14 protein-coding genes and 1 riboswitch are annotated in these 15688 nt (G+C 59.4%); of the genes, 11 read left to right on the top strand and 3 right to left on the bottom strand.

Annotated elements, in window-relative coordinates; genetic code table 11:
- Positions 1-49: 49 nt before the first annotated feature.
- Both ACI5FR_RS03330 and ACI5FR_RS03325 read left to right on the top strand, forming a co-directional pair.
- Positions 50-1549 carry an IMP dehydrogenase gene (locus tag ACI5FR_RS03330; protein WP_405450256.1) on the top strand — a complete coding sequence of 500 codons (1500 nt, stop codon included), beginning with the start codon at positions 50-52 and terminating at the stop codon, positions 1547-1549.
- A 1-nt stretch (position 1550) separates the two neighbouring features.
- The gene (locus tag ACI5FR_RS03325; protein ID WP_405450253.1) at positions 1551-2516 is read left to right on the top strand and encodes a helix-turn-helix transcriptional regulator; all 966 of its coding nucleotides are present in this window, start codon (positions 1551-1553) and stop codon (positions 2514-2516) included.
- Positions 2517-2601: 85 nt separating this feature from the next.
- Here the strand turns inward: ACI5FR_RS03325 and trhA are convergent, their stop codons facing one another.
- The 3 genes from trhA to ACI5FR_RS03310 all read right to left on the bottom strand — a co-directional run bounded on the left by trhA (position 2602) and on the right by ACI5FR_RS03310 (position 7123).
- Entirely contained in the window at positions 2602-3261 is a 660-nt protein-coding gene (gene trhA / locus ACI5FR_RS03320; protein WP_405450251.1) for a PAQR family membrane homeostasis protein TrhA, read from the bottom strand.
- A 97-nt stretch (positions 3262-3358) separates the two neighbouring features.
- On the bottom strand, positions 3359-4744 hold the full coding sequence (locus ACI5FR_RS03315) for an extracellular solute-binding protein (protein WP_405450248.1): 1386 nt from the start codon (positions 4742-4744) through the stop codon (positions 3359-3361).
- A 192-nt stretch (positions 4745-4936) separates the two neighbouring features.
- The gene (locus ACI5FR_RS03310; protein WP_405450246.1) at positions 4937-7123 is read right to left on the bottom strand and encodes a HelD family protein; all 2187 of its coding nucleotides are present in this window, start codon (positions 7121-7123) and stop codon (positions 4937-4939) included.
- 198 nt (positions 7124-7321) lie between these two features.
- On the opposite strand from ACI5FR_RS03310, the gene ACI5FR_RS03305 reads away from it, so the two are divergent.
- The 9 genes from ACI5FR_RS03305 to ACI5FR_RS03265 all read left to right on the top strand — a co-directional run bounded on the left by ACI5FR_RS03305 (position 7322) and on the right by ACI5FR_RS03265 (position 15463).
- Positions 7322-7801 carry a glutathione peroxidase gene (locus ACI5FR_RS03305; protein ID WP_405450243.1) on the top strand — a complete coding sequence of 160 codons (480 nt, stop codon included), beginning with the start codon at positions 7322-7324 and terminating at the stop codon, positions 7799-7801.
- A 49-nt stretch (positions 7802-7850) separates the two neighbouring features.
- Positions 7851-8714 (top strand): sugar phosphate isomerase/epimerase family protein, encoded by an 864-nt coding sequence (locus tag ACI5FR_RS03300; RefSeq protein WP_405450241.1) that lies wholly within the window; start codon positions 7851-7853, stop codon positions 8712-8714.
- Complete coding sequence (locus ACI5FR_RS03295) at positions 8711-9580, top strand: MurR/RpiR family transcriptional regulator (RefSeq protein WP_405450238.1); 870 nt, start codon at positions 8711-8713, stop codon at positions 9578-9580. The genes ACI5FR_RS03300 and ACI5FR_RS03295 overlap by 4 nt, the downstream gene beginning before the upstream one ends.
- Positions 9581-9704: 124 nt before the next feature.
- A complete protein-coding gene (locus tag ACI5FR_RS03290) occupies positions 9705-9836 on the top strand; it encodes a DUF4023 family protein (RefSeq protein ID WP_405450236.1) in 132 nt (43 codons plus the stop codon).
- A 136-nt stretch (positions 9837-9972) separates the two neighbouring features.
- Positions 9973-10704 carry a phosphonate ABC transporter ATP-binding protein gene (locus ACI5FR_RS03285; protein ID WP_405450234.1) on the top strand — a complete coding sequence of 244 codons (732 nt, stop codon included), beginning with the start codon at positions 9973-9975 and terminating at the stop codon, positions 10702-10704.
- A 14-nt stretch (positions 10705-10718) separates the two neighbouring features.
- Positions 10719-11516 carry an SDR family oxidoreductase gene (locus ACI5FR_RS03280; protein WP_405450231.1) on the top strand — a complete coding sequence of 266 codons (798 nt, stop codon included), beginning with the start codon at positions 10719-10721 and terminating at the stop codon, positions 11514-11516.
- 215 nt (positions 11517-11731) lie between these two features.
- The gene (locus ACI5FR_RS03275) at positions 11732-12313 is read left to right on the top strand and encodes a TetR/AcrR family transcriptional regulator (RefSeq protein WP_405450229.1); all 582 of its coding nucleotides are present in this window, start codon (positions 11732-11734) and stop codon (positions 12311-12313) included.
- Positions 12314-12381: 68 nt separating this feature from the next.
- Positions 12382-14415: a YhgE/Pip family protein gene (locus ACI5FR_RS03270; RefSeq protein WP_405450227.1), complete on the top strand. Its 2034-nt coding sequence runs from the start codon at positions 12382-12384 to the stop codon at positions 14413-14415.
- A 172-nt stretch (positions 14416-14587) separates the two neighbouring features.
- Positions 14588-15463 carry a sugar phosphate isomerase/epimerase family protein gene (locus ACI5FR_RS03265; protein ID WP_405450224.1) on the top strand — a complete coding sequence of 292 codons (876 nt, stop codon included), beginning with the start codon at positions 14588-14590 and terminating at the stop codon, positions 15461-15463.
- A 90-nt stretch (positions 15464-15553) separates the two neighbouring features.
- Positions 15554-15687, top strand: a riboswitch (cyclic di-AMP (ydaO/yuaA leader).
- Position 15688 lies beyond the last annotated feature (1 nt).

Genomic DNA, 15688 nt, shown 5'->3' with positions numbered 1-15688 from the left:
TGGTATGCTTGTAAAAATTTACCCCCGACCTTATAAGGAGGCTGTGATTGTGGCTTATTATTACAGTGAACCATCCCGGACGTTCAGCGAGTATTTGCTGCTGCCGAACTTGACGACGAAGGACTGCCATCCGGCGAACGTCAGCCTGAAAGTCCCGGTCACGAAGTTCAAGAAAGGAGAGACCGCGGCCGTATCGCTCAACATCCCATTCTCGTCAGCCGTGATGCAGTCCGTCTCCGACGACAACATGGCGGTGGCGCTGGCGAGATGCGGCGGCATCTCCTTCATCTTCGGCTCCCAGTCGGTGAGGGATCAGGCGAACATGGTGCGCAAGGTCAAGAGCTATAAGGCCGGCTTCGTCGTGAGCCGCTCGAATCTAACCCCGCAGCATACGCTGCAGGACGTACTGGAATTGAAAAAGAAGACCGGGCACTCCACCGTGGCGATTACGCATGACGGGACGCCGAACGGCAGGCTGCTCGGCATCGTGACGAGCCGCGACTACCGGCTCAGCCGGGATTCGATGGACAAGCCGGTACAGGATTTCATGACCCCGTTCAGCTCGCTGATCTACGGGAAGTCGGGACTGTCGCTGTCCGAAGCGAACGATCTCATCTGGGAGCACAAGCTGAATTGCTTGCCTATCGTGGACGAGCAAGGCAGCCTCGAGTATCTCGTGTTCCGGAAAGACTACGATGCGCATAAGGAGAATCCGCTCGAGCTGCTGGACGCCAACAAGAGCTATATCGTGGGTGCGGGAATCAACTCGAAGGATTACAAAGAACGGGTACCGGCGCTCGTAGACGCCGGCGTAGACGTGCTCGTCATTGATTCCTCGGACGGTTACAGCGAATGGCAGCGCGAGACGCTTCAATATGTGAAGGCAAACTTCGACGTAAAGATAGGCGCAGGGAACGTCGTCGACCGCGAAGGGTTCCTGTATCTGGTCGAGTCCGGGGCGGACTTCGTCAAGGTCGGGATCGGCGGCGGCTCGATCTGCATCACCCGCGAGCAGAAGGGGATCGGGCGCGGGCAAGCGACGGCGCTGATCGAAGTGGCGGAAGCCCGGGATCAATATTACGCCGAGACCGGCATCTACGTGCCGATCTGTTCGGACGGCGGCATCGTGCACGATTACCATATGACGCTTGCGCTCGCGATGGGCGCCGACTTCCTTATGATGGGCCGCTACTTCGCCCGCTTCGACGAAAGTCCGACGAAGAAGCTGAAGGTGGGCAACAACTTCGTGAAGGAGTTCTGGGGCGAAGGATCGAACCGCGCGCGCAACTGGCAGCGGTACGATACCGGGGGCAAGGAAAGCCTCGTCTTCGAGGAAGGCGTCGACTCCTACGTGCCGTACGCGGGCAGCCTGCGCGAGAATTTGGAGAAGACGATTTATAAAATCAAATCGACTTTATGCAATTGCGGCAGTGTGACGATCGAAGAGCTGCAGCGCAAAGCCCGCATCACGCTCGTCTCCGCGACCAGTCTCGTCGAGGGCGGGGCGCACGACGTCATCTTGAAAGAAAGCACCTTGTCCGAGGACTAAGATGGCTAAGGCAGACAACATGCTGTCCGTCCTGTGGATGCTGAAGGCGGGCCGCCGCAGGACGGCCAAGGAGCTGGCCGAGGCGCTGGAGATGAACATCCGCACCGTCTATCGCTATATCGACGCGCTCTGCGCCAGCGGGGTGCCGATCGTCTCCGATTCCGGGCATAACGGCGGCTACAGCTTGATTCAATCGTTCACCGACGCTCCGCTGATCTTCGATCTGCATGAGCAGAAGGCGCTAATGCATGCGGCGCTGTTCGCGCAGGAGGCCGGCTACCCGTTCGGGGACGACCTGAACCGGGCGGTGGCCAAGCTCAAGCTGTATACGAACGAAGAGCAGCTGGACGATATCAATCGGCACCTGCGCGGCTTCGAGGTGATCAGCCCGTCTTCGAACGAGCCGTTGATCGCTTTCCTCCAAGTGCTGGAGCACGCCGTGGCGGATGGTCGCACTTTGCGGATGGAGTACCTGAAAAGCTATGAGTCCGCTCCGGAAGAACGAAGTCTGGACCCGTACGGACTGGTGTACTGGAAAGGGCGCTGGTATATTCTCGGCCACTGTCATCTGCGGTCGGCGATCCGAAGCTTCCGGGTTGACCGCATCGTGACGCTGACGCCGACCGAGGAGACGTTCCAGCGGCCGGACGACTTCTCCGCGCGCAGCTATTTCCTGAACTCGCTTGTGCGGGACAAGTCGGAGCAGGACGAGCTGATGTCGATTCGGATTGAAGGCAGGCGGCAGGTCATCCAGGACTTGTCGCACCATTGGTTATTCGGGCATAATGTCGTGGAGCGAACGGAGACAACCATCCACATCACGCTCGATCGGAACGCGGTGGAGACGCTGGCGCCGCACCTGCTGATCGGCTACGGCCGCTCGATACGCGTACTGGAACCGGTGGAGATGAACGTACGGTTGGCGGAGATCGCCAAGGACTTGGCGGGGTATTATGCGGGGTTGTGAGGGATCAGTCTGAGGGTAACCAGTTTCGTCGCACAAGAAAAGGACACGCCGGAAAGTAGAGGCGGTGTCCTTTTTTGGGTTGCAGCTAAACCCCACCCGCAGCCGCGCCGCTGATCGGCAGCAAGTAGCCCAAGACGGCGATGAAATGACAAGCGGTGCCGCCGAGGACGAACGTATGCCAGATCGCATGGTGGTACGGGACGCGTCTCCAAATATAGAACACCGTTCCGCCCGTATACAGCACGCCGCCAAGGACGAGCCAGAACAGTCCTCCGAACGGCAGGCTCTCATAAAGCGGCTTAATCGCGACGATAATGAGCCAGCCCATCGCAATGTAGAACAGCGTCGACAGCAGGATGAAGCGATCGACGAAAAACGCCTTGAACGCGATGCCGCATAGCGCGAGCCCCCAGACGATGCCGAACAGCGTCCACCCGAGAGGTCCTCGCAGCGCCACGAGAAGAAACGGCGTGTAAGTCCCGGCGATGAGCAAATAAATCGCGGAATGGTCGAGAATCTCGAACACCCGCTTCGCTTTCCAGTGTTGTGGGAATGCGTGAAGCAAGGTCGAGAACGTATACAGCAGCACCATCGAGACGCCGAACACCGTGAAGCTCACCACATGCCATACGTCTCCGAACAGACTGGCATAAACGACAAGAAGGGTAAGCCCCACGATACTAAGCAGAGCCCCGATCCCATGGCTGATGGCATTGGCGATTTCTTCACGAATCGAATAAGTCATGCGAGCAATTCTCCTTCCCTGTAAACAGCTACTCTCCTTATACTAACGCATTTGCCCAGCTTTCTCCACTTTCGCGCGATTAATCCGGACGAGTCCATTAGGACGGCTCGCGGAGCAGCCGCACCAGACGTTCGCGCGTTTCGCTCTTGTCCTGCATCTTGGCCCAGAAGAGCCGGGCTTCCTTCATGATCCCGTCGAGCAGCTTCACGCTAAGCCCCATATCGGAGAGGTGGCGGAAGGTAGGCTCGATCTCACGGTACAGGTCGAAGTTCGGAGGCCGGTACGATGGGCTCGGCTCAGGCCGCTCCTCCGGATCCAGACGGATCGCGGGAATGCTGAGCGTCGTGCGCCCGATGTGCCGCTGGGCGGCGTCGGATAAGAGGAAGTCCGCGAATGTCTTGGCGGCCACCTTAACCTTCGACCGGCGGTTGATCGCGAGCCCTATCGTGAGGAGCAGCGTTCTCTCTTCGCGGAGCGATGGGAGCGGCGCCAGGTCGTATCGAATGTTCGAGCCGCGCAGCCGGCTCAGCGCGAAATAAGTCGTTATGATGATGGAGATGCGGCCGTCGCGTAGCAAATCTTCCGCCAAGGCGTCGCTTTCCGACAAAAAGACGGGAAAGGCGTTTTCGGCGTAGAGGATGTCGCGGCACGCTTGCAGCCCCTCCAGAATGCGGTCGGCCGTGTCCTCTAGAGGGAGCGGATACTGGGCGGCCACCACCCCGCTCTGCAGCAAGAAGACCGGCCAGCGGTTCTTGGATTGCAGGAAGAAATACAACCCGAACCGGATGTTCTCGACCGTCAGCCGGGAGGCCGTCCGGATCAGCTCCTCCCAGCTCGCGGGCTCGAACGGCACACTCACGCCCGCTTCCTCCAGCTGATCGCAGTTGTAGCATAGGATCAGAGGGGAGTAGAGGAAGGGGCGCACCCAAGTCTGGCCCTCGTGGCGGAACGCGTCTTCCAGGAACGGATAAATGCTCCCATCCGTCTCGACCGGCTCGAACATAGAGAGGCTGTCCTGCGCTTGAAACTGCAGGAAGTTCGTCGTATTCATCGTCACGACGTCTAGCAGTCCGGAATCCATATAGTTCCGGACGGTGTCGTAATACAGATGGTACGTCAAAGGAACCGTCTGGACGACGATGTTGGGGTGTTCGCGATGGAACGCCTCCAGCAGCGCCGCCATACCGGCCTCGTCGTCCAGTGTAGAATGGTAGCCGAAGCGCAGTAGAGTCGGGCGTCCGTCCGTTCGCTCGGCCACTTGATTGCCGACGCGGGGGATTTTGTGGATCAGGCCTTCGGCGACCAGCTGCTCCAGACCGATTCGGATCAGTTTGTTGCTCAGGCGAAACTGGCGAACCAGGTCGCGTTCGGACGGCAGGAACTCGCCGGCCCCACGCTTCCCGGTCATGATCTCGCCTCGCAGCTCCTGGATCATGTGATCGAGCCGCTCGCGAAACGTCTTGCGGGAAGAAGACTGGGTCATGGATGAACCCCTCATCATGGAATAGGATGCTTGGTAAAGGTGGACACGTACAAGTTAGTTGTGTACAGCATACTGCACTTTGGGTTTCTCATCAAGAAGCCGAATGGCTAAGGATACACAAACAACCCTCGCCAGCGCCGTCAACGGCGTCCTGCGAGGGTTGCATGCAGTTATAGCGGGCGAGCTTGTCGGCTACAGCTCGCCATCGCCGATCCGGACGACGATCTCATCGTCGTCCGTCTCTACAAGCGGCGACAGCGGGGCGGCGCTGTCGCTGTGAATCCACAGCTGGTGCAGCGCGCGCGTGCACCCGACGTACAGCAGCTTGCCGTCCTGCGCATTCGCGCCATAGCGGGTCGCGTCGACGTCGGTGAGAATCACCGCGTCGAACTCGAGCCCCTTGGCGAGGTACACCGGCAGGACGGACACGCCGCCGGCATACCGGCGCTGCGAGGCGTCGATGAGCGACGCCTCGACGCCGGCCACGCCGAGCTCGCGATGCAGCGCCGCGCAGTCGCGCTCGGTGCGGCCGATGACCGCGACCGTGGTCGCGCCGTTCGCCCGGCTGCGCGCGACCGCTGCGGCCACTGCCGCTACGCGCTTCTTCGCCGGCACGGCGAGCAGCTTGACCTTATCGCCGCTGCGGAACACCGGAATCGCCGGCACGGCGGACGGCACGCTGCGCGCAAGCACGACGTTCGCGAAGCGGATGATCTCCATCGTCGAGCGATAGCTCCTCTCGAGCTGGTGGAACGAGGTCGTGCCTTCGGCGAACAGGCCGAGCATTTCATTCCAGTCGAGCACTCCCTGGTAAGCGTGAATCCCCTGCGACAGGTCGCCGAGAATCGTAAACGAGTTGCCCTTCACATGACGGTTCAGGAGTGCCACCTGGAACGGCGAGAAGTCCTGCGCTTCGTCAAGGACGATATGGTCGAACATCCGCTCGCTCTCGATGCCGTGGAAGGCATCGTGGATGTGCAGGAGAGGAGCAAGGTCCTCCGGTTGCACGACACGTTTGGCCAAGTCCTTCAGCGATGCAGCGGCCACCGAGGGCGGCAGCGGGGAAGGCAGCACTCGCTTGTCGTCGCCGTCCGTCAAGGTCAGCTTGCCGGACACCCACTCTGAGTAAAATCCGAACGGAGAGTGGTCCGGCCACGCCTTCATATACGAGCGCAGCTTCGCAGACGCTTTGCTCTTGAAGTCCTTGCGGCGGCCGGGGTCGCGGACGCGATCGAGCTCCATCTCGATCCAACGCTTGATCCGGGCGTGAACGCGCTCCTTGCGCTTGTACAGCGGATAGATCCGGTACTCGGTATAGAACCATTCGCGGATCGTCCCGGCCTTCAGCATCGCCGTCTCCCATGGCTCGAAATCGAGCTCCGGCGTGAAATGCCGCTCGTATCGCTGGAGCGCCTCGTCGAGCAAGCTCATGAAGCCGATCCAGCCCTTCCAACGGCCCGGGGAGTAGTCGTCGATCTCCGGCCGTGCGGCGCCGGGGGCGAACCAGTAAGCGAGCCGTTCCTGCGGATCGGCGAGCTTCAGCTTGTCGTCCAGCACCTCGAACGCCCAGTCCGCGAACGTCGTCTGCTGAATGCTGCCGACGCCGAGCTCGGGCAGGACAGAGGAGATGTAATCCAGGAACATCCGGTTCGGGGCGAAAATAATCATTCGCTCCGCCTTGACCTGGTCCCGGTATTGGTACAACAGGAACGCGAGCCGGTGGAGTGCGACCGTCGTCTTCCCGCTGCCGGCGACCCCTTGGATGACCATCGCGGTATTGCGCGCCGACCGGATGATGCGGTCCTGCTCGGCCTGGATCGTAGAGACGATGTCGCGCAGCTTGTTGTCCTTGTTCTCGCCCAGCCGGTACAGCAGGAACTCGTCGTTTACGCTCAGCTGGTCGCTGCCGCGGGAATAGGTGTCGACGACGCGCTGAAGAATTTTTTTCCGGACGACGAGATTGCGCTTCAAGTAGACGAGCCCTTCGATCAGCCCGTCCGGAGAGTCGTACACCGCCGCGTCGTCGCCTCCGGTGAAGGAGTAGAAGAGGCTCGCGATCGGCGCCCGCCAATCGATGACGAGCGGCTCGTTCGTGAGGTCGTTCTCGACGCCGAACTTGCCGATGTACAGCGGACGAATGCGGCCGGACCCGTTCTCCTCGAAGTCAAGCCGGCCGAAATACGGCTCATCCGTCGCTTTGCCTAACTGCTGGCGGGCTTGCTCCCGGATCGAATCGAGCGCCTGTTCGGTGTAATCGTTGCCATAATAACGGGGGATGGCGCTGAGCTCCTGCAGCCGCGTATCGATCCATTTTGAAGTGGCTTCCAGCTTCTTCAGCTCTTCCTCATAGGCGTCCTGGACTTCGGTTTCCGTGTTCATCGTTCACCTTCCCATCAAGATTGCGTTCCGGGTGAAAAGGTTATTATTATACCATGAAACGGAAAACTTGCACAAGAGGAAGAAGAGGACTTCTCCTTGTTGCGATTTGTGTAAATCCGCGTCCTTTTCCTGACTCGGGTCGGATGCTATACTTAGATAGAAATTTGGTAACGAGAACCTATAATGGAGGGATACCCAATGACTTCCTTGTACGACGTGGAAGTAACCGCCGCGAACGGCACGATTCGGACACTCGCCGGTTATAAAGGGGACGTGCTCCTCATCGTCAATGTGGCTTCCCAGTGCGGCTTGACCCCGCAGTATGCCGGCCTGGAGGCGCTATACCAGCAATACAAGGACCGCGGCTTCCGCATTCTTGGCTTCCCGTCGAACGACTTCGCGGGCCAGGAGCCGGGCACGATGGAAGAGATCCAGCAGTTTTGCCAGTTGAACTATGACGTCACCTTCGAGCTGTTCCAGAAAGTGCATGCGATCGGAGAGGAGCGGCATCCGCTCTATGATTGGCTCACGGCGCATTCCGACCGCCCCGAAGAGGCGGTGCAGTGGAATTTCGAGAAGTTCCTGATCGACCGCGAAGGCCATGTGGCCGAACGATTCAGTCCGAAGGTGACGCCGGAGGACGAAGAGTTAATCGCCGCCATCGAGAAGGTTCTTTAAGGCAGACCGACGCAAGATCATCCTATAAGTCAAAGGGGAAGTGGAACCGATGAAACTCGGAGTTAGCTCGTACAGCTTAATCAACGCAATGCGGAATAAGGAAATGGATATCTTGGGCGCGATTCAATGGGTGGCCGACAATGGCGGGGAGCATATCGAGATCGTGCCGATCGATTTCTCGCTGATCGACAATCCGGAGCTGACCCAAGCGATCGTAGCGAAAGCGGCCTCGGTTGGGATCGAGATCTCGAACTATGCAATCGGCGCGAACTTCGTCACGGACAGCCGGGACAAATTCGACGCCGAGATCGAGCGGGTGAAGCAGCATGTCGATGTGGCGAACGCCTTGGGCGTAAAGCGGATGCGTCACGATATCGCCTCCCGTCCGATTCCGGAGACGACGGCCGCGAACTTCGAGCAGGACTTCCCGGTCCTCGTGGAAGCGTGCCAGATCATTGCCGACTATGCCGCGCAATACGGCATTACGACGAGCATCGAGAACCACGGCTTTTATGTGCAGAACAGCGAGCGGGTGCTGCGGCTCGTGCACGCCGTAGGCCGCCCGAACTTCCGTACGACATTGGATATCGGCAACTTCCTGTGCGTGGACGAGAATTCGGTAACCGCGGTGAAGAAGAGCATCGGTCAGGCTTCGATGGTTCACTTCAAAGACTTCTATGTCCGTCCTTCGTACCGCAATCCCGGCGACGGCTGGTTCCAGTCGGCGAGCGGCAACTACCTGCGCGGCGCGATTATCGGCCAAGGCGATATCGACATGCCTGAGGTTATTCGCGTGGTGAAGGCATCCGGCTACGACGGCTACATTTCGCTCGAATTCGAAGGCAAGGAAGAGTGCAAGTGGGGCATCGTGACCGGTCTGAAATACATCCGCCGGGTGTGGGAGGAAGCGTGACCTCGAGCCCTCGCAATCCGGAGCTGAACCATACGCTGCTCGCGATCAGCAGCCTGCTCCCTTCCTTCACGAAGTCCGAGCAGCGCGTGGCGGAGACGGTACTGAACGATCCGGAGGGGGCCGTCTATTCCTCCATTACCGATCTGGCGGAAAAAGCCGGTGTCGGGGAGACGTCGGTCATCCGGTTTTGCCGCAAGCTGGGCTTCCAGGGGTACCAGGAGTTCAAGCTGGCGGTCGCGCAGCAGCTCACGAGTCCGGCGGAGCAGATGGCCGGCGACATCGAGGAGTCCGACAGCCTCGCGACGCTCAAGGTTAAGCTGACCGCGCTCAACGCGCAAAACATTCAGAACAGCTCGGCTCTCTTGAACGAGCAGGCGTTGCAGGAGGCCGTCAACTTGTTCCGCTCCGCGCGTACGATTACGTTCATGGGCGTCGGGTCGTCCGGCATGACCGCTATGGACGCGAGATACCGGTTCTTCCGACTGGGCCTTCAGGTCAATGCGGAGACGGATACGCATGGGATGCGGATGACGGCGGCCCTGGCGCGTCGGGGAGACGTCGTCATGGCCATCACCACGTCGGGCAGCACACGGGACCTGGTCGACGCCTTCCGTCTCGCCAAGGCGAACGACGCCAGTACCGTGTGCCTGACGAGCCATGCGCGCTCTCCGATTACGCAGCATGCGGACGTCGTGCTGCTCACCGCGTCCAAGGAGACGCCGCTGCAAGGCGGCTCGTTCGCGGCCAAGCTGGCGCAGCTGCATGCGCTTGATCTCGTCTCGACGATTTTGTCGCTGCAGATGAAGGACTCTGCCTACGAGGCGCTGGAGAAGACGGCGAAGTCGGTGTTGGACAAGCTTTATTGATTCGGCCCAAGCAAGTAAAGGCGATCCGCTGAATTATTATCATTCCTTCCGGCGGGGCATACTAAGCACGAGCATTAGGCACGCCGCTGGATGCAGGCAATATCGGGATCCGGGAGGGAATGCAGTGGAAAGTCTCGAGCAATGGCTGTCCAAGCTTCATCGCAAACAAGCGGGGGACGAGCGCAACCGCAGACGGTTCGGCCACAACAAGCCGGACAAGCAGCTGCCCACCAAGTCGCACAGCAAGGACAACTAATCCGCATCATCCGAAAGGCCGGATTCCGCCGATACTCGTGTATTGCGCTGAAACCCGGCTTTTCTGCCGTCCGAAGTCGTGAATTCGTACCGGATTATGGTATAATGGCACGAGATGAGGCAAAGGGGATAGACGGATGATCATTGTGCGAAATTTGACGAAGCAGTTGACCGACGGGACGGAAGTGCTGACCCGGGTCAGCTTTCAAGCGGACAAGGGCGAATTGATCGCCGTCGTGGGAGGCAGCGGAAGCGGGAAGACCACCCTGCTCAAGTGTATCGCGCTACGCGAGAAGTGGACCGAAGGCCAGCTCATCTATGAGGGCAAGGACTTGACGACGCCCAAGTGGACCGATCAAATTCGGCTGCGCAAAGAATGGGCGTATCTCGACGAGAAGCCTTCCATGAATAAAAATTTAACGGCATTAAAGACCGTACTCGGGGGCCGGTTCTTCCATACTTCGATCTGGCGCAAGCTGACGGCGACCGTCTCGACGGACGAGCACATTCTAGGCATGGACTTCCTGGAGAAGGTCGGCTTGCTCGACAAGGCGCACGAGAAGGTGGGCAAGCTGAGCGGCGGCGAACAGCAGCGCGTGGCGATCGCGAGAGCGCTTGCACAAGGAGCGAAGGTCATCGTGGCGGACGAGCCCATCAAGGGACTCGATCCGAAGTCGGCCGACCGCGTGATGCAGGACTTCAAGTCGCTGTGCCAAAACACGAACCTGCTCGCCGTCTGCAGCATGCAGAACCTGGATCTCGCCGAACGGTTCGCGACGCGCATTTGGGGGCTGTCCCGGGGCAAAATCGTCTTGGATGTCCCGGCGCGGAGATTGACCCAATACGAGAAAAATTTGATTTTTTCCTAAGGAGAGCGATTCTTGTGGACCTGCAACTATCCGGCAAATCGGTGCTCGTCACCGCCTCCAGCAAAGGGCTGGGACGGGCTACGGCATTGGAATACGCCCGAGAGGGCGCCCGCGTGACGATCGCAAGCCGCAATGCCGATCATCTGGAGGAAGCATTCGAGGATATTAAGCGGCAAACCGGAGCGAGCGTGCATCGCGTGCAGCTGGATGTAGCGGATGCCGGATCGATCGCCGCTGCGGTCCGTTCCGCAGCCGAGGCCCACGGCGGACTTCACGTACTCGTCACGAATGCCGGCGGTCCTCCCGGAGGCGGGTTTGGCGATTTCATCGCATCGGGCGATGCGGCATGGGAAGCGGCGTTCCAAAGCAACTTAATGAGTGTGATCAGGCTGATCCGCGAGGCGCTTCCGTATATGCGAGAAGGGCAAGGCGGCCGAATTGTGAACATCAGCTCCGTGTCGATCAAGCAGCCGATCGCCGACCTGATTCTCTCGAATGTATTCCGGGCCGGCGTATACGCGCTGACTAAGAGCTTGGCTACCGAATATGCACGGGACAACATTCTGGTCAACACGGTGGCGCCGGGACGAATCGCGACCGACCGCATCCGGCAGCTGGACGAGCGGATCGCGAGCCAAAAGCAGTTGAGCCTCGACGCGGTGGAAGCCCAATTCCTCACGGCAATCCCGATCGGACGCTATGGAACGCCGGAGGAATTCGCCCGTTCGGTCGTCTACCTCGGTTCATTCGCGAATACATACGTAACCGGACAAGCTTTGCTAGTGGATGGCGGAATGGTTAAGTCGCTCTAGCGAGAAAGTACAAATTAACGCCGGAACGCCCCGATGCAGACCAACAGGGCATCGACAAGATGTGATCTTGCTGGTTGCAAAAGGGGAAGTTCCGGCGTATAATACATTTCGAAATGACTGAAATTCAATTTTGGTCAGTCGGTCATGCAGGGTAATTCCGTGGATCTATCCTTCAAAGATAGTTCGGCCCGACGATTAATCTAGGTGAGGAGGTTATGTCGATGGACCGTAAAGCGAGCATCGTGCAGGCGGCCGAGAAGTCGTTCACCTTGTTCGGCTATAAGGCGACGACGATGGATCAGGTGGCGAAGATCGCGAATGTCGGGAAAGGGACGATCTATACGTTTTTCGCCAACAAGGAGCAGCTGTTCGATGAAATATTGCGCAAGCTCATTCTCGAGATGCGTTCAATCGCCGAGCGGGTCATCCAGGACGACAAGACGTTCTTCGACAATCTCCAGGCCGCCCTCTACGCCTTGCTCGATTTCCGCCGCACGCACGAGCTCACGATCAAGCTCACGCACGAGGTTCGGGACATGGGGACGCCGCAGGCGATGGAAGGCATTCAGCAGATCGAAGGGGCCGTGCTCTCTTTCATCAAACGCAAGGTTCAGGAAGCGCTTGACCGAGGGGAGATCCGGCCATGCGATCCGGAGATTACGGCGTTCGTCATGCTGAAGCTGTACGTCGCGTTCATCTATGAATGGGACCGGAGCCATAAGCCGCTCTCGAAGGAAGAGATTGCTTCGCTATTCCGCTTGTATTTGCTGGAAGGTCTTGCGGTCGACCGCGCCTGACAGCTTTTTTTCAACACAAATGTGACCAAATGAGAAAAACAGTCAATCAGTATTGGAGGCTTCATAAAATGCGATCAACAAGAAACCGAAGCTCGTTCCTAAGCGAGTGGAAATCGATTCTGCGCAACCGCAAGCTCTTGATCTCCGTTACGGCGGTTGCGCTCGTACCGCTGCTGTACAGCTCCTTGTTCCTCTGGGCGTTCTGGGACCCGTATGCGAAGCTGGACACGCTTCCCGTGGCGGTCGTGAACCTGGACGAGGGCGCCGTACTGGACGGGAAGCCGGTGAACGTAGGCAACGAGTTCGTGGAGAAAATCAAACAGACCGACAGCTTCGCCTGGAGGTTCGTCGACGCCGACGAAGCGATGGACGGGCTGAAGAACAACCGCTATTACATCGGGCTCGAGATTCCGAAGGATTTCTCGGCGCAGGCAACGGACGTTCTGAATGAGAAGCCGACGGCCGCCTTGTTCCGTTTTTACCCGAACGAGAGCTACAACTTCCTCTCCTCCCAGATCGGGAAGACGGCCGTGGAGCGTATGAAGGGTGAAATTGCCCAAGAGCTCACGAAGACGTATGCACAGACGATCTTCACGACGTTTGCGCAGCTCTCTGACGGTCTCGCCCAAGCGGCTGACGGTGCGGAGAAGCTGTCGCAGGGCAGCCAGGCCGTGAACGACGGTCTCTCCCGAGTGAATCAGAACTTGGGCCAACTCGCCGCGGGGACGATCCCGCTCCAGAGCGGCGTGAAGGAGTTGAATGCCGGCGCGACCCGGCTGAACGGCGGCCTCGATCAGCTGGAGACGGCGACCGGACAGCTGTCCGGCGGCCTGACCCAGCTGAGCGGGGCGAACGCGCAGCTCGCTCAAGGCGCCGCCCAGAGCGCAGCCGGGCTCGAGCAGCTGCGCAGCAGCTTGGCCGGCGCCGAGCAGTCGGCGGCGCAGCTCCAGGCCGGCGCCGGCAGCCTGTCGGCCGGCCTCGCGCAGTGGGCGGCGGCTCATCCGGACTTGGCCAAGGATGAGGCGCTGCAGAAGCTGATCGCCACGAGCCAGCAGGTGGCGACCGGCACGGATGCGCTGGCGGCCGGCAGCCGGCAGCTGACGGCGGGCGCCGCGCAGCTGACCGCGGGCGGCCAGCAGCTGCAGCAAGGCGTCACCGCCTTCGGCCAGAAGCTGGGCGAGGCGGAAGCCGGCAGTCAGGCGCTGCTGCAGGGCGTACGCACGGCCGCAGCGGGCGGAGCCGACCTGCAGCGCGGGCTCGCCCAGTTGAGCGGCGGCGTCTCGCAGCTGGCGGACGGTACGGCGCAGCTGAAGGCCGGCGCGGACCAGCTGGCGGGGGGCTCGTCGCAGGTGGCGAGCGGCTCCGGCGAGCTGTCCGACAAGCTGAAGGCCGCGTCCGGCCAGACGTCCGACATCAAGACGTCGGATGCGACGTATGACAAAATCGCAAGTCCTGTGCAGGTGGAAGAGGATAAGCTGACGTCGGTGCCGAACTACGGAACCGGGTTCGCCCCTTACTTCGTCTCGCTCGGGTTGTTCGTCGGCTCGATGCTGCTCACGATCGTGTTCCCGATGAGGGAGACGTCGCTCACACCGAAGTCGGGATTCAGCTGGTTCATTGGCAAGTGGGGCCTTATGCTGTCCGTCGGGGTTATCCAGGCGGTCATCGTGGACCTGGTGCTCTTGTACGGCCTAGGCATCGATGTGCAGAGCGTGCCATACTTCATGCTGTTCAGCGTGCTCGTCAGCTGGACGTTCATGTCGCTCGTGCAAGTGCTCGTCACCGCATTCGGCGATCCCGGCCGCTTCTTGGCTATCATCATTCTTATTCTGCAGCTGACGACATCGGCCGGGACGTTCCCCCTCGAGCTTATTCCGGAGCCGCTGCAATGGTTCAATTCCTGGCTGCCGATGACGTATACCGTAGCCGGGTACAAGGCGGTCATCTCGAGCGGAGATTACAGCTTCCTTGCGCACAACGCCTGGATTCTGGGCGCCTTTACGATCGGCTTCAGCTTACTGACATTAGCATTCTTTATCGTACTATTCCGAAAAAAGCACGGCCAATCATCCGACTCGGCATCATCCGCACTATCCGTATAGCAAGTCTTCAAGCAGCTCTTTCTTCCTCTGAAGAAAGGGCTGTTGTGCGTATATAAAAGCTGGAAGACCGGAGTGGTCGAAGTTGACAGCGCAATCCGAACGCAAGTACAATCACTACGTATGCAAAAGGCAGTCTGATACTTAATCCAATTCATGCGGAGGTTGAACTTGTATGGCACTCACGAACAAAATCGGCGTTATCGTAGACAGCTTTGGAATCGGCGTTCGGGAAGGCTTGAAGAAAGCTAAGGAAGTCGGGGCGGAGGGCGTACAGATTTATGCGGTCAGCGGCGAGATGGACCCTGCGAATTTGTCCGCAACCCAGCGCAAGGAACTGAAGGCGTATATCGACTCGCTCGGCCTCGAGATCTCCGCGCTGTGCGGCGATTTGGGCGGCCATGGCTTCCAGGATACGGCTGCCAACCCGGCCAAGGTGGAGAAGTCGAAGCGGATTCTCGATCTCGCGCAAGATCTCGGCACGAACATCGTGACGACCCATATCGGGATCGTGCCGTCGGACAGGAACGGCGCGGTATTCGCGGCCATGCAGCAGGCGTGCGAGGAACTGAGCCAATATGCGAGCAGCATGGGCGGCTTCTTCGCCATCGAGACCGGCCCGGAGACGGCCGAGCACCTGAAGGGCTTCCTGGATACGCTCAGCAGCCGCGGCGTGTCCGTCAACTTTGACCCGGCCAACATGGTCATGGTCACCGGCGACGATCCGGTCCGCGGCGTGTATACGCTCAAGGATTATATCGTGCACACCCATGTGAAGGACGGCATTCGCTACAAGGAAGTCGATCCGCGCGAAATCTACGGCGCCTTGGGTTACGAGCCGATGGATCACGGCAAAATTGCCGAAATGGTTCGTTCGGGCGAGATCTTCAAGGAAGTGCCGCTCGGCGAGGGCAAGGTCGACTTTGCCGCGTATTTCAAGGCGCTGCAAGACATCGGATATACCGGCTACTTGACGATCGAGCGCGAAGTCGGCGACCAGCCGGAAGTCGATATTCGCAAGGCGGTTGACTTCATCAAAACGTACCGGTAATCGGTACGCGTCCACGATCCGGTTTGGATGGAAGACTTTGTGGCATGAATTCGCGAATTGAACCGTGCTACAATTAATAGGCACCAAACAAACCAAATTAGGCCGAAGCTGCTAGAAGCACGGGGGAACCAATTTTGGGGTGAAGCTGCATCGTCGGATGCGGCCGGGTGTACTCTTTACCCGAATCCGTCAGCTAACCTCGCAGGCCGATAAGGAGAGTGGAGT

Origin of the sequence: Paenibacillus sp. HJGM_3 (assembly GCF_045062745.1) — a bacterium.
GTDB lineage: Bacteria > Bacillota > Bacilli > Paenibacillales > NBRC-103111 > Paenibacillus_AA.
The sequence above is the reverse complement of the archived record's forward strand: the minus strand, read 5'-3'. Positions and strand labels throughout refer to the sequence as shown.

Excerpts from the sequence above, each read along its gene's own strand:
- ACI5FR_RS03325 (WP_405450253.1), top strand. The coding sequence starts at position 1,551 with ATGGCTAAGGCAGACAACATGCTGTCCGTCCTGTGGATGCTGAAGGCG.
- trhA (WP_405450251.1), bottom strand. The coding sequence starts at position 3,261 with ATGACTTATTCGATTCGTGAAGAAATCGCCAATGCCATCAGCCATGGG.
- ACI5FR_RS03315 (WP_405450248.1), bottom strand. The coding sequence starts at position 4,744 with ATGACCCAGTCTTCTTCCCGCAAGACGTTTCGCGAGCGGCTCGATCAC.
- ACI5FR_RS03310 (WP_405450246.1), bottom strand. The coding sequence starts at position 7,123 with ATGAACACGGAAACCGAAGTCCAGGACGCCTATGAGGAAGAGCTGAAG.
- ACI5FR_RS03305 (WP_405450243.1), top strand. The coding sequence starts at position 7,322 with ATGACTTCCTTGTACGACGTGGAAGTAACCGCCGCGAACGGCACGATT.
- ACI5FR_RS03300 (WP_405450241.1), top strand. The coding sequence starts at position 7,851 with ATGAAACTCGGAGTTAGCTCGTACAGCTTAATCAACGCAATGCGGAAT.
- ACI5FR_RS03285 (WP_405450234.1), top strand. The coding sequence starts at position 9,973 with ATGATCATTGTGCGAAATTTGACGAAGCAGTTGACCGACGGGACGGAA.
- ACI5FR_RS03275 (WP_405450229.1), top strand. The coding sequence starts at position 11,732 with ATGTCGATGGACCGTAAAGCGAGCATCGTGCAGGCGGCCGAGAAGTCG.
- ACI5FR_RS03270 (WP_405450227.1), top strand. The coding sequence starts at position 12,382 with ATGCGATCAACAAGAAACCGAAGCTCGTTCCTAAGCGAGTGGAAATCG.
- ACI5FR_RS03265 (WP_405450224.1), top strand. The coding sequence starts at position 14,588 with ATGGCACTCACGAACAAAATCGGCGTTATCGTAGACAGCTTTGGAATC.